The organism is Streptomyces venezuelae (assembly GCF_008642295.1).
In the GTDB taxonomy this organism is placed as follows: domain Bacteria; phylum Actinomycetota; class Actinomycetes; order Streptomycetales; family Streptomycetaceae; genus Streptomyces; species Streptomyces venezuelae_C.
The window spans coordinates 2,034,226-2,052,190 of sequence record NZ_CP029190.1 but is presented as its reverse complement, the minus strand read 5'-3'; the positions used below and the strand labels follow the sequence as shown (position 1 = coordinate 2,052,190).

Sequence of the window (17,965 nt, the reverse complement as noted above, 5' to 3'; positions counted from 1 at the left end):
ACCGGACCGCGGCTTCAGTGGCACGGCTTCAGTGGCGCAGCCGCAGCCCCCTGGGAGTGGCGTGGAAGCCCGCCGCCTCCAGCACCTTCCCCAGCGGGGAGGTCAGGGCCGCGGCCGTGTTGATCCGCTCCACCGTGAGGTCCGGCACCGTGCCCGCCCGGGAGCCCGCGGCCAGCGCGGCGGTCGCCGCCTCCAGCCGGGGGTCCTCGGCGGGCGGCCAGGCCAGCAGGGTCTTCCCGCCGCGCTCCAGATACAGCACCAGTTCACCGTCCACCAGCACCACCAGCGAGCCGGCCTTGCGGCCCGGCTTGTGCGAAGCCCCGGCCGGGGGCTCGGGCCAGGCCAGGGCCGCCCCGTACGCATTCGCCGGATCGGCCGCCGCCAGCACCACGGCGGCCAGCGGCGGCGGGGTGCGCTCCGCCGCCCGCAGCCGGTCCACCGCACCGTCCATCGCGAACTGGGCCGCGCCCAGCCCCTCCACCACATAGCCCCGGCGGGCCTGGCCGCTGTCCTCGAACGCGGACAGGACCCGGTAGACCGCGCTGAAACCGCCCTCCACCCCCTCGGCCTGGACCGCACCCCGGGTGACCACCCCGTGCCGGTCCAGCAGGGTCCGGGCCAGGGCGTGCGCCCGGTGGGTCGGCTCCGGGGCATGGGCCGGGAGCAGCGACCAGCGACCGGAGACCGTGGGCGGACCGGGCCGGGACACCGAGGCGCTCAACGTGCCGTACCGGCCGCGCGGAACCGTACGCCGGGCCCGGTGCGCGGTGGCACCCGCGGTCCGCCCCGAACCGAGCAGGGAGCGGAGCGGGGCCAGGGTGTCGTTCGTCAGCCGGCCCGACCAGGCGAGGTCCCACAGCACCTCCGACAGCTGGACGTCGGTCGCCTCGGGCCATCCGGTGCGCACCGACTCCGCGATCTGGCGGAAGAACAGGCCGTACCCCCCGGCCAGGCAGTCCAGCACCGCCTGGTGCAGCGGGCTCTGCTCCAGTGGATGCGGCGGCGGCAGCAGAAGCGGAGCCGCATCCGCGAGGTACAGCGACACCCAGCCGTCCTTGCCGGGCAGCGCCCCCGCACCCGCCCAGACCACCTCGCCGGTCGTGGTCAGCTCGTCGAGCAGGGCCGGGGAGTACCCGCTGACCCGGGACGGCAGGATCAGCCGCTCCAGCGCCGAGGCCGGCACCGGGGCACCCTGGAGCTGCTCGACCGCCCGGGCCAGCCCGTCGATCCCGCGCAGCGCCCCGCCCAGGTGCTGCCACTGCGGCAGGAAGGTGGCCAGCGCGGCCGGCGGGACGGGCTCCAGCTCCTGCCGGAGCGCGGCCAGCGAGCGCCGGCGCAGCCGCCGCAGCACCGTCGCATCGCACCACTCCTGGCCGATCCCGGAGGGATGGAACTCGCCCTGCACCACCCGCCCGGCTGCCGCCAGCCGGTGCAGGGCGCCCTCGGTCACCGCGGCACCCAGCCCGAACCGGGCCGCGGCGGTGGCCGTGGTGAACGGGCCGTGGGTACGGGCGAACCGGGCCAGCAGATCACCCAGCGGGTCCTTCACCGGTTCGGTGAACGCCTCCGGGACACCCACCGGCAGGGCCGTGCCCAGGGCATCCCGCAGCCGGCCCGCGTCCTCGATCGCAGCCCAGTGGTCGGCGCCCCCGATCCGGACCGCGATGATCCGGCGGGCCGCGGCGAGCTCCCCGGCCCAGGCCGGGTCCGCGCCACGCTCGGCCAGCTCGGCCGCGGTCAGCGGGCCCAGCAGCCGGAGCACATCGGCCACCGATTCGACGTCCTTGACCCGGCGTCCCGGACGCCCGCCCTCCTCGGCGCCCTCTCCGTCCTCGCCCCCCTCGGTCGGCAGCCACTGGAGCTCCCGCTCCAGCTCGGCCAGCACCTCCGGATCCAGTAGCTCCCGCAGCTCCGCCTGGCCGAGCAGCTCGGCCAGCAGCCGGGAGTCCAGCGACAGCGCCGCCGTCCGGCGCTCCGCGAGCGGGGAGTCCCCCTCGTACAGGAACTGGGCCACATACCCGAACAGCAGGGACCGGGCGAACGGGGAGGGTTCGGGGGTGGTGACCTCGACCAGGCGGACCCGGCGCGCCTCGATGTCCCCCATCAGCTCGGTCAGGCCCGGGACGTCGAACACGTCCTGGAGGCATTCGCGGACCGCCTCCAGCACGATCGGGAAGGACCCGAACTCGGACGCCACCGACAGCAGCTGGGCGGCCCGCTGCCGCTGCTGCCACAGCGGGGTCCGCTTGCCCGGGCTGCGGCGCGGGAGCAGCAGGGCCCGGGCCGCGCACTCCCGGAACCGGGAGGCGAACAACGCCGAACCGCCCACCTGCTCGGTGACGATCCGGTCCACCTCGCCCCGGTCGAAGGCGACATCGGCGGCGCCCAACGGGGCCTGCTCGCTGTCGAACTCGAAGGCGGGCGCGCCCAGCGGGTCGTGGTCGAGGAGGTCCATGCCCAGCAGGTCGGCGTCCGGCAGCCGCAGCACGATCCCGTCGTCGGCGTGCATCACCTGCGCGTCCATGCCGTACCGCTCGGCGAGCCGGGAGCCCAGCGCCAGCGCCCACGGGGCGTGCACCTGTGCACCGAAGGGGGAGTGGACCACCACCCGCCAGTCGCCCAGCTCGTCCCGGAACCGTTCCACCACGATGGTCCGGTCGTCGGGCACATGACCGCAGGCCTCGCGCTGCTCCGCCAGATAGGCGAGCACATTTCCGGCGGCCCAGGCGTCCAGTCCGGCCGCCAGCAGCCGCAGCCGGGCATCCTCCTCGGACAGGCCGCCCAGCTCCCGGAGGAACGCGCCGACCGCCCGGCCCAGTTCCAGCGGCCGGCCCAGCTGGTCGCCCTTCCAGAACGGCAGCCGCCCCGGCACCCCGGGCGCGGGCGAGACCAGCACCCGGTCCCGGGTGATGTCCTCGATCCGCCAGGAGGTGGTGCCCAGCGTGAACACGTCCCCGATCCGGGACTCGTACACCATCTCCTCGTCGAGCTCGCCGACCCGGCCGCCGCCCTTCTTCGGGTCGGCCCCGGCGAGGAACACCCCGAACAGGCCCCGGTCCGGGATGGTCCCGCCGGAGGTGACCGCGAGCCGCTGCGCGCCCGGCCGGCCCGTGATCGTACCCGCCACCCGGTCCCAGACCACCCGGGGCCGCAACTCCGCGAACGCGTCCGAGGGATAACGGCCCGCCAGCATGTCCAGTACCGCGGTGAACGCCGATTCGGGCAGTGCGGCAAACGGCGCCGCCCGCCGCACCAGGGCGATCAGGTCGTCCCACTGCCAGGTGTCCATCGCGGTCATCGCCACGATCTGCTGCGCCAGCACGTCCAGCGGGTTCGACGGGATCCGCAGCGACTCGATGGACCCGGACCGCATCCGCTCGGTGACCACCGCCGACTGCACCAGATCGCCCCGGTACTTGGGGAACACCACACCCCGGGACACCGCACCGACCTGGTGCCCGGCCCGGCCGACCCGCTGCAGCCCCGAGGCCACCGACGGCGGCGACTCCACCTGCACCACCAGGTCCACCGCCCCCATGTCGATGCCCAGTTCCAGGCTGGAGGTCGCCACCACGGCCGGCAGCCGGCCGGCCTTCAGATCCTCCTCGACCAGGGCCCGCTGCTCCTTGGACACCGAACCGTGGTGCGCCCGCGCCAGCAGCGGCGGGGCGCCCCTCGCGGCCCCCGACTGGGCCATGATCTCGGCCGGCGGCGGGGCCCCTTCGGCCAGCGGAGTGCCCATGGCCCGCTCGTACGCGATCTCGTTGAGCCGGTTGCACAGCCGCTCCGCGAGCCGCCGCGAATTGGCGAACACGATCGTCGACCGGTGCGCCTGGACCAGGTCAGCGATCCGCTCCTCCACATGCGGCCAGATCGACGGCTTGTCGCCGCCCTCCCGCTCCTCCGTGGCTGGCGAGCCGCCCAACTCGCCCATGTCCTCCACCGGGACGACCACCGACAGGTCGAACTCCTTGGCCGACGGCGGCTGGACGATCTCGACTCTGCCGCGCGGCGCCAGATAGCGGGCCACCTCGTCCACCGGCCGGACCGTCGCCGACAGTCCGATCCGGCGCGCCGGACCCGGCAGCAGCTCGTCCAGCCGCTCCAGGGACAGCGCCAGATGCGCGCCCCGCTTCGTCCCGGCGACGGCGTGCACCTCGTCCAGGATCACCGTCTCGATCCCGGCCAGGGCTTCGCGGGCCGCCGAGGTCAGCATCAGGAACAGCGATTCGGGGGTGGTGATGAGGATGTCCGGCGGCCGGGTGGCCAGCGCCCGCCGCTCCGCCGCCGGGGTGTCCCCGGACCGGATCCCCACCCGGATCTCCGGCTCGGGCAGCCCCAGCCGCACCGCCTCCTGCCGGATCCCGGTCAGCGGGCTGCGCAGGTTCCGCTCCACATCCACCGCGAGGGCCTTCAGCGGGGATACGTACAACACCCGGCAGCGCTTCTTCGGATCCGCGGGCGGCGGGACGGAGGCCAGCCGGTCCAGGGCGGCGAGGAAGGCCGCCAGGGTCTTGCCGGACCCGGTCGGCGCCACCACCAGCACGTCCGAGCCCGCACCGATGGCCCGCCAGGCGCCCTCCTGGGCGGAAGTGGGCGCGACGAAGGCCCCCGTGAACCAGGAGCGGGTCGCAGGGGAGAACGAGTTGAGCGCGGAGCCGGTCATGGCACCATCGTGCACCCCGCCACCGACAGCGGGCCGAGCCTGTGGAAAACGCACCGGGCGCAGGTGGCGCAGGGGTCGCGGGGAGCGCAGGGACGCGGGGGATGCGGGGGACGCGCAGAATGGGGGGATGGGGAGAGACGGCGGGGAATGGGCGCGGCACTGGCAGTACCCGGAACTGCCCGGCCTGGATCTGCTGCGCGCCCACTACGTCCGCCACACCTTCCCCCGGCACACCCACGACGGCTATGTCATCGCCGCCGTGACCTGCGGCATCGAGGAGATCGGCCTGCCCGGGGCGACCGAGCGCGCCGGACCGGGCAGTGTGGTGCTGATCAACCCCGAGGTCCCGCACACGGCCCGGGCCGGGACCCCCGGGGGCTGGGCCTACTCCACTCTCTACCCGGCGCCCGACCTGGTCGCCGAGGTCGCCGCCGACCTCACCACCCTGCGCGGCACCCCCGCCTTCACCGACACACTGGTCATGGACGCGGAGGGAGCCCGCCTGATCACCGAGATCCACCGGGCCGCCGAACTGGGCAATGCGCTGGCCGCCGACAGCCTGCTGCGGATCGTGGTGGCCCGGATGCTCCGCGGCCACGGCGGCGCTCTGCCCGGCCGGCCGGCCGCGGGGGCCGGCACCGGCACCGCCGAGCGGGCCCGTGCGGTCCTGGAGGACCGGCTCGCGGACCCGCCGTCCCTGGAACAGCTCGCCGCACAGCTGGGCACCAGCCCGTTCGCCCTGCTCCGGGCCTTCCGCGAGCGGTACGGGATGCCGCCGCACACCTGGCTGACCGACGCCCGGGTGCGGCGCGCCCGCCTGCTGCTGGGGGAGGGCACCCCGCCGGCCGTGGCGGCCGTGGCGGTCGGCTTCACCGACCAGCCACACCTGAACCGGCATTTCACCCGGATCGTGGGCGTCCCGCCCGGCGCGTACCGGCGCGAGCGCACACGGTAGGGCGTCCGGGCCGTGGTTCCGGCGCGTGGTTCCGGCGCGCGGCTGCGGCCCGTCCGGCCGCGCTGGCTGCGCTGGCTGCGCTGGCCGCGCAAGAACGTACAAGACGGCGCCTCGCGCGTCCGCATAGCGTCGGGGCGTGACTCAGCAGCAGCCTCAGACACAGACACAACCCTCGGCGCCGGCGCCCCAGGGGCAGACGGCGGTGGCCCGGCCGACCGGCGCGGGCCGCCGGGCCGTCGTTCGCGACTCCCTCGGTGTCGGGGTTGCCGTCGGACTCTCCGGCTTCGCCTTCGGGGTGACCGCCGCCGGGGCCGGCATCAGCGTGCTCCAGGCCTGCGTGCTCAGCCTGCTGGTGTTCACCGGCGCCTCGCAGTTCGCCCTGGTCGGGGCGCTGGCCGCGGGCGGGAACCCGTTCACCGCCGCCGCCGGAGCCTTCTTCCTCGGGACCCGCAACGCCTTCTACGGGCTGCGGCTGTCCCAGCTGCTGGCCCTGCCCCGCGCCCTCCGGCCGTTCGCCGCGCACTGGGTGATCGACGAGACCGCCGCCGTCTCCCTCGCCCAGAAGGACCGGGGCGCCGCCCGGCTCGGTTTCACCGTCACCGGGCTCAGCCTGTTCCTGCTGTGGAACCTCACCACCCTGCTCGGGGCCCTGGGCGCCGAGGCCATCGGTGACACCAACAAGTGGGGCCTGGACGCCGCCGGACCCGCGGTCTTCCTCGCCCTGCTCGCCCCCATGCTGCGCACCGCCACCGAGCGGGCCGTGGCCGCGCTCGCCCTGATCCTCGGACTGGGCTTCCTGCCGGTGCTGCCGGCCGGAGTGCCGGTGCTGGTCGCCGCCCTCGCCGCGCCCGTGATCCTCTTCCTGAAGGGACGCCGCTCGTGAACGTCTGGATCGCCATCGGCGCCACCGTCCTCGGCTGCTACCTGCTCAAGCTGGCCGGACTGCTCGTCCCGGCCGGTGTGCTGGAGCGCCCGCTGGTGCAGCGGCTGGCCGCCCTGCTGCCGGTCGCCCTGCTCGCCGCGCTGACCGCCCAGCAGACCTTCAGCACCGGATCCGCGCTGGTGGTCGATGCCCGGGCGGCCGGGCTCGCCGCCGCCGGGGTCGCCCTGCTGCTCCGGGCCCCGTTCCTGATCGTGGTCGCGGCTGCGGTGGTGGTCACCGCCGGAGTCCGGGCCCTGGGCGGCTGAGCCCCGGGCCGGCGCCCCCCGGGCCAGGGCCCGGCGGACCTCCGTCGAGCGGGCGGCCGTACGCGCGCAGGGTCAGCAGCGCCTCCAGGGTGACGATCGGCCGCCGCTCCAGCGAGCTGCCCGGGGCCCAGCACCGCCGGCGTACCGGCCAGCCGCCGTCCTCCTGCTGCTCCGCCGCCAGGAAGTCCAGCGACCGTCGCAGCTCCTCGTCGGTGAACCAGCCGCGGGCCAGGGATTCCGGTTGGCGGGCGAGATCGTGCGGGAACAGCTGCTCGCCCGGTGCGTAGCCGGGCGCCACCGGGTACTCGGCGCGTCGCCGCGGGTCGAGGACGACCAGTCCGGCCGCCCGGGCCAGCCGACCCAGCCGGTCGGCAGCCGCGGAGGCCCGGGCCCGGTCCGGCGCCCCGTCCAGGAAGGCCACCGCGGCCTGGATCTCGTACGGATGCGAGCGCCGCAGGTTCTCGACGCGTTCCCAGCAGAACTCGGTGGCCCGGAACAGCCAGGCGTGCCAGATGCGGTTGCGGTGCAGCAGCCCCACCACCGGCCCGGTGGTCAGCAGCTCGCCCGGCGGATCGTCCAGCACCGGGTGGTAGGGGGCGGCCGGGTAGGGGCGCGGGCCGGGAAACACCGCCGGCAGCGCGCCGTCGGGCGTGGAGACCGCGGCCAGGTGGCGGCAGAGCCGCTCGATGCGCTGCCCGGCGCACCGGCCCAGGCCGTCCAGGATGCGGAGCGCGTGGACGGTGTGCAGGGGCTGGCTGAGCGGACCGCGGAGATCCGGGTCGAGTGCGTGCCCGTACCCGCCGTCCGCGTTCAGGTACGAGCCGAGGGCCGCGTCCACCGCATCCCGGTCACCGGCGAGGAAGTGGAACGCGAACCGGCGCTGCTCCAGCACCCGGGCGGTGAGCCAGACGAACTGCTCGGCACGGGCCAGGGGCGAACCGGGCAGCGCTGCCGGTTCCGGGGTTCTGGACATGGCCGCACGGTAGGCCGGGCTGCGGTCCGGGGCGGCCGGAACGGACCGGGTGCACTCTCCGGGGCGGGATACTGGGCCCATGAGGTTGACGATTTTCTGGGAGCGGATGGCGGAGCACTTCGGTGAGTCCTACGCCGACTCCTTCGCGCGTGACCACGTCATGACCGAGCTGGGGGGACGTACGGTCCACCAGGCGCTGGACGCCGGCTGGGAGACCAAGGACGTGTGGCGCGCGGTGTGCGCGGCCATGGGCGTCCCGGCCCACCTGCGCTGACCCCGGTGCAGCCGGCACGCCTGATCCCCGGCCCCTGATCCCGGCCCCGGTCCGGCCGGCCTCACCGGGTGCCGCCCGCGCCCGGCCGCCGGTGCGCGAGACTTGGCCGCGTGGCAGCCACCGATGAGACCGATCAGCCCGACCAGGCCGGCCGGCCGGGTCATGCGCGCTCCGGCCCTTCCGTGCCGGGGGCAAGACTCCCGGAGTCCGCGACGGCCCCGCCGGCCGGAACCGGGACCGGAGCCGACCCGGCGGATCCGCCCGGGTCCGGACCGCACACCGAACCGCACGGCACCGGCGGCGGCCGGGGCGCCGGCCTGGGCACGGCCGTGGACCCGGCGGCCCGGATGCCGCGCTGGCTGCCGCGCGCGGTGGTCCTGACCCTCGCCCTCTACGCCTGCTTCCAACTGGGCAGCTGGGCCTTCCACCAGCTCATCGGCCTGCTCATCAACATCCTGATCGCGTTCTTCCTGGCGCTCGCGATCGAACCCGCGGTCTCCCGGATGGCCGCCCGCGGCGTGCGCCGGGGACTCGCCACCTTCCTGGTCTTCCTTGCCGTGTTCGTGGCGTCCGTGGGCTTCGTGGTGCTCCTCGGCTCGATGCTCGCCGGACAGATCATCGAGATCATCGAGGACTTCCCGGACTACCTGGACGACGTCATCAACTCGATCAACACCACCTTCAACACCGAGTTGTCCCGGCTGGAGATCCAGGACAGCCTGCTGCGCTCCGACTGGCTGCAGAGGTACGTACAGAACAGCGCGAGCGGCGTCCTCGACGTGTCCGCCACCGTGCTCGGCGGGCTCTTCCGGCTTCTGACGATCGGGCTGTTCGCGTTCTACTTCGCCGCCGACGGGCCGCGGCTGCGGCGCGCGCTGTGCTCGGTACTCCCGCCCGCCAAGCAGTCCGAGGTGCTGCGGGCCTGGGAGATCGCCGTCGCCAAGACCGGCGGATACCTCTACTCCCGCGGCCTGATGGCACTGATCTCCGGCATCGCGCACTACATCCTGTTCATGATCCTGGAGTTGGACTACGCGCCCGCCCTGGCCGTCTGGGTGGGGCTGGTCTCGCAGTTCATCCCCACCATCGGCACCTATCTCGCGGGCGCGCTGCCGATGCTGATCGCCTTCACCGTCAATCCCTGGTACGCGCTGTACGTGCTCGGATTCGTGGTCATCTACCAGCAGTTCGAGAACTATGTGCTGCAGCCCAAGCTGACCTCGCGGACGGTCGACATCCACCCGGCGGTGGCCTTCGGGTCCGTGGTCGCCGGGACGGCGCTGCTCGGCGCGGTCGGGGCGCTGATCGCGATCCCGGCCGTGGCCACGCTGCAGGCCTTCCTCGGCGCGTACGTGAAGCGGTACGAGGTGGCCGACGACGGCACCGGCGGCGCGGCCGGCGCAGCCCGTGGCGGCGGAGCGGACCCTACTTCGCGGGCGGGGTCTGCGCCCCGGCCGCGCCTATGGCGCTGGCCAAGGCTTCGGTGATGGCCGCCTCGGCCCTCGACTTGTCGGCGCCGAGGCTGCTGAGTACGCCCTCGCCGTTCCCCAGCTCCAGCAGCGCGAGGAGGATGTGCTCGGTGCCGACGTAGTTGTGGCCGAGCCGCAGTGCCTCCCGGAACGTGAGCTCCAGGGCCTTCTTGCCGCCCGCGCCGAAGGGGATGAGGTCGGGCACGGTGTCGGCGGGCGCGGGCAGCACGACCGACACGGCCGCCCGGATGGCGTCCGCATCGATGCCCTGGCCGCTCAGGGCGAGGCCGGCGAAGCCTTCGGGTTCGGCGAGCAGGCCGAGGGTGAGGTGCTCGGTGGCGATTTCCGTTGCCGGCCGAGCGCGCCTCGTTCTGGGCGGCCTGGCGGGTGACACCCATGCTCCGGCCGATGTCGGTCCAGGAGGCGGAGCGCCGGGCCTGGTCGACGAAGTGGCCGATGAGGTGGTCGGCGACGTCTCCGCCTCCGGTTGTCACTCGGATTCCGCCCCTGATTCCGGCCCGCGCCCTCCGGCGGGCTCGAACCGGCCAGCATCTGCTCCAGTGCCTGCTGATCCGGCCCGACGAAGGGGTCGAGGCCCGGGGCGGCGCTCACCGTCTCGATCAGCCGCGCCGTCAGACCGGTGGCCGGCGGCAGGTGCGTACACAGCACCAGCTCGGGGTCCATCTCGCGCAACGGCCGGACCGTGGCGAGGTACTTGTCGGCATCGGCCGTGTGGATCCACGGGCTGTCCACCGAGGCCCAGAGGAACTGCGCCGCCCTCAGTTGCTCCGGATCCACCGCCCCGGCGTCCCCGCCGACCGCCAGCTCCGCGCTGGGCATCGGCCCGCCGAAGCAGTCGCCCACGGTCGCCGGATTGTCGAAGAGCGGCGGCCGGAAGGCGGCGAGCCGGCGGTCGCCGACGTCGAGGGACTGGCCCGGATTGACCAGGTGGATCCGGTCCATCGGGAGGGGGCGTTCGGTGGACATGATCCCCGCCCCCAGGAAGGTGGTCACCACGCGTGCCTGCGGGGCGGCCTCCAGCAGGGCGAACAGGCCGCCGGTGTGGTCGCGGTCGGGGTGGGTCAGCCAGATCCACCGCACATCGGCGGGGTCGAGGGCCGAGGCGACCGCCGTGAGGAAGTCCCGGTCGGGCAGGCCGAGGCCGGTGTCGACGACCACGGGCTCCTCGGCGTGCAGCACGAACGCGTTGACCGGGAGGAACCCGATCCCGGGCACCTCCAGGCAGTCCCCGAGAACGGTGATCTCGCGTCCCACGCGGTGCATGCTCATGGCGGGCTCCCTGCCCCCCTGCCTCCCTGCCCCCCTGCCTCCCTTCCATGGTCGCCCCGGCCGTTCCCCGAGACGCCCCTACTCGGCCGGCCTGCCGTCCGGCGCCAGCAGGGCCAGCGCCCGGTCGAGGCGGGCCTGTCGCGCCGTGGGCGTGAGGGCCTGCAGCAGCGGCAGGATCAGCTGGTAGCGCGCCGTCCGGTCGAGGGCCTCGTACGCGGCGCCGGCCGCGGGGTCCGCGGCGAGCGCCGCCGCCAGGTCGGGAGGCACGGTCGCCGTCTTCTGCGATGCGTAGGCGGCGTCCCACCGCCCGTCCTGCTGCGCCTTCCGCACTTCGGCCAGCCCGGGTTCGCGCATCCGGCCGGCCGCCGTCAGCGCCGCCACCTTGTCGACGTTCACCTGCGACCACAGGCTCCGGGGGCGGCGCGGCACATACTTCTGGAGGTAGTGGAGTTCGTCGAAGGACCGGCGCTGCCCGGATATCCAGCCGTAGCAGAGCCCGATGTCGACCATCTCGTCCTCGGTGACCGACGGGATGCCCGACTTCTTCTTCGCCGCCTTGATCCACACCCCCTCCCGGCGGGTGTGGTGCTCGGCCAGCCAGCCCTCGAACGCCGCGGCATCCGCGAAGGCGATGATCTCCACTCCGGCGAGTTCCTCCATGCGGGTCAGGCTACCGGCGTCCCCCCGGGCCCGACGGGCCGTGCGGGGATGTGGCCGCCGCCGCCCGATGCGATGGTGAAAGGGGATCGACCGACACCGGGCGGGGTGCCCGGAACGTGGTGGCGCCCGGCCCCAGGACGGGGGAGAAGAACCCATGAAGGGCACCAGGAAACGCGGCGCGGTCAGGACCTCGTCGGTGCTGCTCGCGGCCGGCCTCCTGGCCGGCACCGTTTCGGCGGCCTCGGCTGCGGGGCCGGCTTCGGTCTCGGCCTCGTCTCAGGCTTCCGCCTCGGCAGATGCGACGGTCTCGCTGCGGGCGCCGCTGGCCCCCTGTAGGAGCAGCCAGCTCGTGGCCGACAGCGCAGAGCGGGCGGGCGCGACTCAGGTGCGGGTCACCGTGACCAACGACGGCCCGAGGGCGTGTGAGCTGCGGGGCTTCCCGACCGTGGCCCTCGCGGGCCAGGGCTCGCCGGACCGGAACAAGCCACTGGACGTCCGCCGGCAGGGCATGGCCAGGACCGTCCGGCTGCCGGTCGGCGGCACGGCCACGACCCAGCTCACCTTCACCCCGGTCCTCGGCGAAGCGGACGGCTACTGCGCCTCCGGCGCCGACCCCGTCGTCGCCCCCTCGATCGTGGTGGGCGTCGGGGGCGGACAGCTCCAGCTGGGCGTGGCCGACGGCGGCGACTTCGCCCTGTGCGGCAACAGCGTCCGCGCCACCGCGTTCCGCTGAGGACCGCTCCTCCGGCCTCAGGACTCGGTCCTCAGGACTCGCGCAGGCGTACGGCGAGGGCGGCGATGTCGTCGTCCAGGCGTCCTCTGCTGTAGCGGAGGAGGTCGTGGTGCAGGGCCGTGAGCAGTTCGCGGGGCGGTGTCGGGGGCTGTCGGCGCATCCAGGCGGCCAGCGGGAAGAACTCGCCGTCGCGGGCGCGGGTCTCGGCGATGCCGTCGGTATAGAGGAGCAGCAGGTCACCCGGGGCGAACTCGAAGGAGTCGACGCTGTAGTGATCGCCGATGAGCTCCGCGAGGCTGAGCAGCGGGGAGGGGGTGGCCGGCTCCAGGACCCGGAGTTTCCTGCGGTTCAGGAGCAGCGGCGGGGGATGTCCGCAGTTGAGGATGTCGATCCGGCTGCCCTCGTGCGGGATCTCGGCGAGCAGGGCGGTGGCGAATCGTTCCATCGGCCCGTCGGGAGGAAAGGCGGCGTTGTAACGGGTGCTGCTGGCGTCCATCCTGCGTGCGACGTTGACCATGTCGGCCTCGCTGTAGGCCGCCTCCCGGAAGGCGTTGACGATCGCCGCAGCCGCCCCCACGGCCGGCAGGCCCTTGCCCCGTACGTCACCGATGAGCAGTCTGACCCCGAAGGGCGTGTCGACCACCTCGTAGAAGTCCCCGCCGATGCGGGCCTCCGCCGCTGCCGCGAGGTACAGCGATTCGATCTCCACATTCCCGAAGCGGCGCGGCATGGGGCTCAGCACCACCTGCTGCGCCGCTTCGGCGACGAGCCGTACCTGGAAGAGGGTGCGCTCCCGCTGGAGCCGGACGTGGCTTCCGTACGCGGCGGCCACGGTGACCGCGATGATCCCCGCGGCCGTCCACCACGTTCCCAGATCGGGGAAGACCATGCCGAGGCCGATCATCAGGAAGAGGCAGACCGTCCCGAGCAGGACGGTGGGGAGGACCGGCCACATGGCGGCGGCCAGGGCCGGTGCCGCGGGCAGGAGGCGGCTGAAGGCCATTTCCGGCGGAGTGGCATAGGCCAGGCTGGCGATCACGACGGTCAGAATGACCGGGGACAGTCGCACAAGCCTCCCCCGGCTGTAGCGCCGACGGAGCCGCGGCCGTCCAGACTCGATCACACACCCCAGAATATCTGTGCAATAAGGGCATAGCGCCCTGGCGGACGGAGACGGCCACCCGCCCCGCCCCCCTGATGCCGGGGCGGCGTGGTGCGCTTGACAGGAAAATCGAACACGTATTCTCATGGCTTATCCACAGCCAAACCGGGCGTGGAGGCGCATTGTCAGTGGCAGGCGTTAGCGTCTTTGGCGTGAAGCGATCGACTCAAGCAAACCGGGTGGAACCCATGGCAGGCACCGACCGCGAGAAGGCGCTCGACGCCGCGCTCGCACAGATTGAACGGCAATTCGGCAAGGGCGCCGTGATGCGCCTCGGCGACCGGCCGAACGACCCCATCGAGGTCATCCCCACCGGGTCGACCGCTCTGGACATCGCCCTCGGCGTCGGCGGGCTGCCGCGCGGCCGAGTGGTCGAGGTGTACGGGCCGGAGTCCTCCGGCAAGACGACCCTGACCCTGCACGCCGTCGCCAATGCGCAGAAGGCCGGCGGCACCGTCGCCTTCGTGGACGCCGAACACGCGCTCGACCCCGAGTACGCGAAGGCGCTGGGCGTCGACACCGACAACCTCATCCTGTCCCAGCCGGACACCGGTGAGCAGGCCCTGGAGATCGTGGACATGCTGGTCCGCTCCGGTGCCCTCGACCTCATCGTCATCGACTCCGTCGCGGCGCTCGTGCCGCGCGCGGAAATCGAGGGCGAGATGGGCGACTCGCACGTGGGTCTCCAGGCCCGGCTGATGAGCCAGGCGCTCCGGAAGATCACCAGCGCGCTCAACCAGTCCAAGACCACGGCGATCTTCATCAACCAGCTCCGCGAGAAGATCGGTGTGATGTTCGGCTCCCCGGAGACGACCACCGGTGGCCGGGCGCTGAAGTTCTACGCCTCGGTGCGCCTCGACATCCGCCGTATCGAGACCCTCAAGGACGGCACCGACGCGGTCGGCAACCGCACCCGCGTCAAGGTCGTCAAGAACAAGGTCGCGCCGCCCTTCAAGCAGGCCGAGTTCGACATCCTCTACGGCCAGGGCATCAGCCGCGAGGGCGGCCTGATCGACATGGGCGTGGAGCACGGCTTCGTGCGCAAGGCCGGTGCCTGGTACACGTACGAGGGCGACCAGCTCGGCCAGGGCAAGGAGAACGCCCGCAACTTCCTCAAGGACAACCCCGACCTCGCCAACGAGATCGAGCGGAAGATCAAGGAGAAGCTGGGCGTGGGCGTGCGGAAGGATGCGCAGCCCGCCGAGGGCGCGGCGGCCGGCGAGGCGCCCGCGGACGACGCGGCCAAGGCGGTGCCGGCTCCGGCGGCGAAGGCCAAGGCGGTCAAGACCACGGCGGCCAAGAGCTAACCGATGGGGGAGTACGACGGGGGCGGTGGCTCCGGTCCGTCGAGGGCCGGACAGGAGCTGCCGCCCCAGAGCCCCGAGGAGCAGGCGCGGGCCATCTGCCTGCGTCTGCTCACGGGGAGCCCGCGCACCCGGCGGCAGCTCGCGGACGCCCTGCACAAGCGAGGCATCCCCGAGGAGGTGTCGGAGGAGGTCCTCTCCCGGTTCGAGGAGGTGGGCCTGATCGACGACGCCGCGTTCGCGGGCGCCTGGGTCGAGTCCCGCCACCGGGGCCGCGGCCTTGCCCGCCGGGCGCTCGCCCGCGAGCTGCGCACCAAGGGGGTCGACGGCAACCTGGTCACCGAAGCGCTGGAACAGCTCGACTCCGAGCAGGAGGAAGAGACGGCCCGGGAGCTGGTGGCGCGCAAACTCCGCTCCACCCGGGGGCTGGAGCGGGACAAGCGCATCCGCCGCCTCGCCGGGATGCTGGCCCGCAAGGGCTACCCGGAAGGCATGGCCCTGCGGGTGGTCCGCCGTGCCCTGGAGGAAGAGGGCGAAGACACGGACGACCTGCCGTACGAGGGGTACTGACGCCGGCGACCCGCTGCGCGCCCGGGGTGGGGGTAGCCCCCGGGTGAGGAGGCCGGACCGCTCCAATGCCAGGGAGCGGCGCCGACAGCAGAGTTGGGCACATGATGCTGCGTTACGCCCTCCAGTCCGTCCGGTACCGCAAAGCCGGCTTCCTCGGCGCCTTTGTCGCCCTCCTGTGCGCCGCCGCGCTCATCACGGCATGCGGCACCCTGCTGGAAACCGGACTGCGCGGAAAGATCCGGACCGAGCGGTACGCGGCCACTCCGGTCGTGGTCTCCGCCGACCAGAACGTGCACCGCACCACGGTCAAGCAGAAGAAGGGCAAGACCAAGACCAAGCACAAGGCCAAGCCGATGGCCGAGCGGGCCTGGCTGCCCGCGGACACTCTGGAGACGGTCCGTCGGGTGCCCGGGGTGAAGCGGGCCGTGCCCGAGCTGACCTTCCAGGCCGTACCGATGATCCCGGCCCCGGCCCCGGTACCGGGCCCTGCCCCTGCCCCTGCCTCGGCCGCCTCCGGCAAGCGCAGCTACGGGCACGCCTGGGACTCCGCCGTGCTCACCCCCTTCACCCTCGCGACCGGCCGGGCGCCCCAGAGCGACCGCGAGGTGGTCGTCGACCGGGAGCTCGCCGCCCGGGCCGGGCTGACGCCCGGCACCCCGCTCACCGTGCAGGCCACCGGAGAGCCGAAGACCTACACCGTCAGCGGCATCGCCCGCGCGGAGCACGGCGATCCGGCACACCAGACCTCCCTGTTCTTCCACGCCGCCGAGGCCCGCCGGCTCGCCGCCCGCGACGGCCGGGTCACCGCCATCGGGGTCCTGCCGAAAGCCGGAGTGAGCGACACCGCACTCGCCGCCGACCTCCGCAAGGCACTGGCCGGCACCACCGCACAGGTCAGCACCGGCGACGGCCGCGGCCCGGTCGAGTTCCTCGACGCGGCCGGTGCCCGCACCAAACTGGTCTCCATGGGCGGGGCCATGGGCGGCACCTCCCTCCTCGTCGCGATCCTCGTCGTCGTCGGCACCTTCTCCCTCTCCGTCCAGCAGCGGCACCGCGAACTCGCCCTGCTCCGCGCCATCGCCGCCACCCCCGGGGAGCTCCGCCGGCTGCTCGGACGCGAGTCGGTGATCGTGGGCCTGGCCGCCGGTGTGCTCGGCGCCCTCGCCGGCCTTCCGCTGGCCGCCTGGCTGCACGGCCGGTTCGTCGAGCTCGGGGCGGTCCCCGCCACCCTCGAGCGCACCGCCGGGATCTTTCCGATGGCCGCGGCCGTCGCCGCCACCCTGCTCGGCGCCTGGTCCGCAGCCCGGATCACCTCCCGCCGCATCGCCCGGATCCGCCCGGCCGAAGCCCTCGCCGAGGCCTCGGTCGAGCGCAGCCGCCCCGCCTGGGCCCGGATCGCCGCCGGTCTGCTGCTGCTGGCCGGCGGGGCCGTACTGGTCGCCGTACTCGGCACCCTGCGCACCGAGCCCGCCTCCACCCCCGTCACCTTCCTCACCGTGGTCGTGCTCACCGGAGCGGTCGCGCTGCTCGGCCCGCTGCTGGTGCGCGGCGCCACCGCCCTGCTGTCCGGACCCCTGCGCCTCACCGGTACGAACGGCCGGCTCGCCACCGCCAACCTGCGCGGCAACGCCACCCGCATGGCCTCCGCCGTCACCCCGATCACCCTGCTCATCGGTATGACCTGCACGGTCCTCTTCGTCCAGCCCACCCTCGGCGACGCCGCCCGCAGCCAGGCCCGCGACGGGGTCCGGGCGGGCTGGGTGCTCGCCGCGCAGGGCCCCGGCGTGACCGGCGGGGCCGCGCAGAAGATCCGGCACACCCCCGGGGTCACCGCCGCCACCGAGATCGTGCACGGCACCGTCCGGGTCGGCCTCACCAAGTACGCCGTCCAGGGCGTCACCCCCGAGGGTCTCACCAGGACCTGGGACCCCGCGGTCAGCAGCGGCACCCTGGCCGGCTTCGGCGACCGGAGCGCCGCGGTCAGCGAACTCGCCGCCCACCAACTCGGCCTGAAGCCCGGCAGCCCGCTCACCGTCCACCTCGGCGACGGCACCCCCGCCACCCTCACCGTCTCCGCCGTCTACACCCGCGGTCTCGGCTTCGGCGATCTGACCCTGCCCCACGACCTGGTCGCCGCCCACCTGGACAATCCCCTCGCGAGCAGTGTGCTGGTGGCCACCGAGCCCGGCACCGGCCGGGCGCAACTGGCCGCCGCGGTCCAGGAGTTCCCCGGTACCGCCGTCCTCTCCGCGGCCGATGCGGATACCGCACGCGCCGAACGGCAGCAGGCCGGCGCCGAGATCAACCTCCTTGGCATGGGCCTGGTCCTCGCCTTCACCGCGATCGCCGTGGTCAACACGCTGGCGATGTCCACCGCCGAGCGGATCCGCGAGTTCGCGATGCTGCGGCTGGCCGGTGCCACCCGGCGCCAGGTGCTCCGCATGATCCGTACGGAAGCCCTGGCGGTGCTGCTGCTCGGCGCGGTCCTCGGCACCGGGATCTCAGCCGCCGTCCTGACCGCCTTCAGCACCGGTATGACCGGCGGCGCGACCCCCGCGGTCCTGCCCCTGGTGTACGCGACGGTGGTCGGCATCGCCGCCCTGCTGGCCCTGGCCGCCACCGCCCTGCCGGGCCGGCTCGCCCTCCGGGCCCGCCCGGTGGACGCGGCCACCGCCAGGCAGTAGGCCCCTGCCCCCGGCGAGCCCGTGGCCGGTGGCCGTA

At 73.8% G+C, this 17,965-nt stretch carries 13 protein-coding genes and 2 pseudogenes; 9 read left to right on the top strand and 6 right to left on the bottom strand.

Annotated elements, in window-relative coordinates; translation table 11 throughout:
- Positions 1–28 precede the first annotated feature (28 nt).
- Positions 29–4,666, bottom strand: a complete 4,638-nt coding sequence (locus tag DEJ50_RS08865) for an ATP-dependent helicase (RefSeq protein WP_150207028.1) — start codon at positions 4,664–4,666, stop codon at positions 29–31.
- 127 nt (positions 4,667–4,793) lie between these two features.
- Here DEJ50_RS08865 and DEJ50_RS08860 point away from each other — a divergent pair, with 127 nt between their 5' ends.
- The 3 genes from DEJ50_RS08860 to DEJ50_RS08850 all read left to right on the top strand — a co-directional run bounded on the left by DEJ50_RS08860 (position 4,794) and on the right by DEJ50_RS08850 (position 6,809).
- Positions 4,794–5,621, top strand: coding sequence for an AraC family transcriptional regulator (locus tag DEJ50_RS08860; protein ID WP_150207027.1), 828 nt, complete (start codon positions 4,794–4,796; stop codon positions 5,619–5,621).
- A gap of 202 nt (positions 5,622–5,823) precedes the next feature.
- Positions 5,824–6,504, top strand: a complete 681-nt coding sequence (locus DEJ50_RS08855) for an AzlC family ABC transporter permease (RefSeq protein WP_150212007.1) — start codon at positions 5,824–5,826, stop codon at positions 6,502–6,504.
- Positions 6,501–6,809, top strand: a complete 309-nt coding sequence (locus DEJ50_RS08850) for an AzlD domain-containing protein (RefSeq protein WP_150207026.1) — start codon at positions 6,501–6,503, stop codon at positions 6,807–6,809. The genes DEJ50_RS08855 and DEJ50_RS08850 overlap by 4 nt, the downstream gene beginning before the upstream one ends.
- Here the strand turns inward: DEJ50_RS08850 and DEJ50_RS08845 are convergent.
- Positions 6,778–7,782: a hypothetical protein gene (locus tag DEJ50_RS08845; protein WP_223837674.1), complete on the bottom strand. Its 1,005-nt coding sequence runs from the start codon at positions 7,780–7,782 to the stop codon at positions 6,778–6,780. The genes DEJ50_RS08850 and DEJ50_RS08845 overlap by 32 nt on opposite strands.
- Before the next feature lie 79 nt (positions 7,783–7,861).
- Here DEJ50_RS08845 and DEJ50_RS08840 point away from each other — a divergent pair, with 79 nt between their 5' ends.
- Together DEJ50_RS08840 and DEJ50_RS08835 are read left to right on the top strand one after the other, a co-directional pair.
- Positions 7,862–8,056 carry a DUF3046 domain-containing protein gene (locus tag DEJ50_RS08840; RefSeq protein ID WP_150207025.1) on the top strand — a complete coding sequence of 65 codons (195 nt, stop codon included), beginning with the start codon at positions 7,862–7,864 and terminating at the stop codon, positions 8,054–8,056.
- Positions 8,057–8,403: 347 nt separating this feature from the next.
- Positions 8,404–9,543: an AI-2E family transporter gene (locus DEJ50_RS08835; RefSeq protein ID WP_150212006.1), complete on the top strand. Its 1,140-nt coding sequence runs from the start codon at positions 8,404–8,406 to the stop codon at positions 9,541–9,543.
- On the opposite strand, the pseudogene DEJ50_RS08830 reads toward DEJ50_RS08835, so the two are convergent.
- The 3 genes and pseudogenes from DEJ50_RS08830 to DEJ50_RS08820 form a co-directional block, all read right to left on the bottom strand.
- Positions 9,482–10,037 (bottom strand): annotated as a pseudogene (locus DEJ50_RS08830) (Clp protease N-terminal domain-containing protein). The gene DEJ50_RS08835 and the pseudogene DEJ50_RS08830 overlap by 62 nt on opposite strands.
- Positions 10,038–10,239: 202 nt before the next feature.
- A pseudogene (locus tag DEJ50_RS08825) lies at positions 10,240–10,809 on the bottom strand (MBL fold metallo-hydrolase); the annotation flags it as partial.
- 84 nt (positions 10,810–10,893) lie between these two features.
- The gene (locus DEJ50_RS08820) at positions 10,894–11,475 is read right to left on the bottom strand and encodes a YdeI/OmpD-associated family protein (protein WP_150207024.1); all 582 of its coding nucleotides are present in this window, start codon (positions 11,473–11,475) and stop codon (positions 10,894–10,896) included.
- Positions 11,476–11,629: 154 nt separating this feature from the next.
- Between DEJ50_RS08820 and DEJ50_RS08815 the strand changes: the two genes are divergently transcribed.
- Positions 11,630–12,208: a DUF4232 domain-containing protein gene (locus tag DEJ50_RS08815; protein ID WP_150207023.1), complete on the top strand. Its 579-nt coding sequence runs from the start codon at positions 11,630–11,632 to the stop codon at positions 12,206–12,208.
- A 31-nt stretch (positions 12,209–12,239) separates the two neighbouring features.
- Here DEJ50_RS08815 and DEJ50_RS08810 read toward each other — a convergent pair whose 3' ends face one another.
- Positions 12,240–13,331: a PP2C family protein-serine/threonine phosphatase gene (locus DEJ50_RS08810; protein WP_150207022.1), complete on the bottom strand. Its 1,092-nt coding sequence runs from the start codon at positions 13,329–13,331 to the stop codon at positions 12,240–12,242.
- Positions 13,332–13,558: 227 nt separating this feature from the next.
- On the opposite strand from DEJ50_RS08810, the gene recA reads away from it, so the two are divergent.
- The 3 genes from recA (at position 13,559) to DEJ50_RS08795 (ending at position 17,928) form a co-directional block, all read left to right on the top strand.
- The gene (recA, locus tag DEJ50_RS08805) at positions 13,559–14,677 is read left to right on the top strand and encodes a recombinase RecA (RefSeq protein WP_150207021.1); all 1,119 of its coding nucleotides are present in this window, start codon (positions 13,559–13,561) and stop codon (positions 14,675–14,677) included.
- A gap of 3 nt (positions 14,678–14,680) precedes the next feature.
- A complete protein-coding gene (gene recX, locus DEJ50_RS08800; RefSeq protein ID WP_150207020.1) occupies positions 14,681–15,244 on the top strand; it encodes a recombination regulator RecX in 564 nt (187 codons plus the stop codon).
- A gap of 101 nt (positions 15,245–15,345) precedes the next feature.
- Complete coding sequence (locus tag DEJ50_RS08795) at positions 15,346–17,928, top strand: ABC transporter permease (protein WP_150207019.1); 2,583 nt, start codon at positions 15,346–15,348, stop codon at positions 17,926–17,928.
- The last annotated feature ends 37 nt before the right edge of the window (positions 17,929–17,965 follow it).

Bases quoted from the DNA above. Each gene is read 5' to 3' on its own strand.
- DEJ50_RS08865 (WP_150207028.1), bottom strand. From the start codon at position 4,666: ATGACCGGCTCCGCGCTCAACTCGTTCTCCCCTGCGACCCGCTCCTGG.
- DEJ50_RS08860 (WP_150207027.1), top strand. From the start codon at position 4,794: ATGGGGAGAGACGGCGGGGAATGGGCGCGGCACTGGCAGTACCCGGAA.
- DEJ50_RS08845 (WP_223837674.1), bottom strand. From the start codon at position 7,782: ATGTCCAGAACCCCGGAACCGGCAGCGCTGCCCGGTTCGCCCCTGGCC.
- DEJ50_RS08840 (WP_150207025.1), top strand. From the start codon at position 7,862: ATGAGGTTGACGATTTTCTGGGAGCGGATGGCGGAGCACTTCGGTGAG.
- DEJ50_RS08835 (WP_150212006.1), top strand. From the start codon at position 8,404: ATGCCGCGCTGGCTGCCGCGCGCGGTGGTCCTGACCCTCGCCCTCTAC.
- DEJ50_RS08820 (WP_150207024.1), bottom strand. From the start codon at position 11,475: ATGGAGGAACTCGCCGGAGTGGAGATCATCGCCTTCGCGGATGCCGCG.
- DEJ50_RS08815 (WP_150207023.1), top strand. From the start codon at position 11,630: ATGAAGGGCACCAGGAAACGCGGCGCGGTCAGGACCTCGTCGGTGCTG.
- recA (WP_150207021.1), top strand. From the start codon at position 13,559: ATGGCAGGCACCGACCGCGAGAAGGCGCTCGACGCCGCGCTCGCACAG.
- recX (WP_150207020.1), top strand. From the start codon at position 14,681: ATGGGGGAGTACGACGGGGGCGGTGGCTCCGGTCCGTCGAGGGCCGGA.
- DEJ50_RS08795 (WP_150207019.1), top strand. From the start codon at position 15,346: ATGATGCTGCGTTACGCCCTCCAGTCCGTCCGGTACCGCAAAGCCGGC.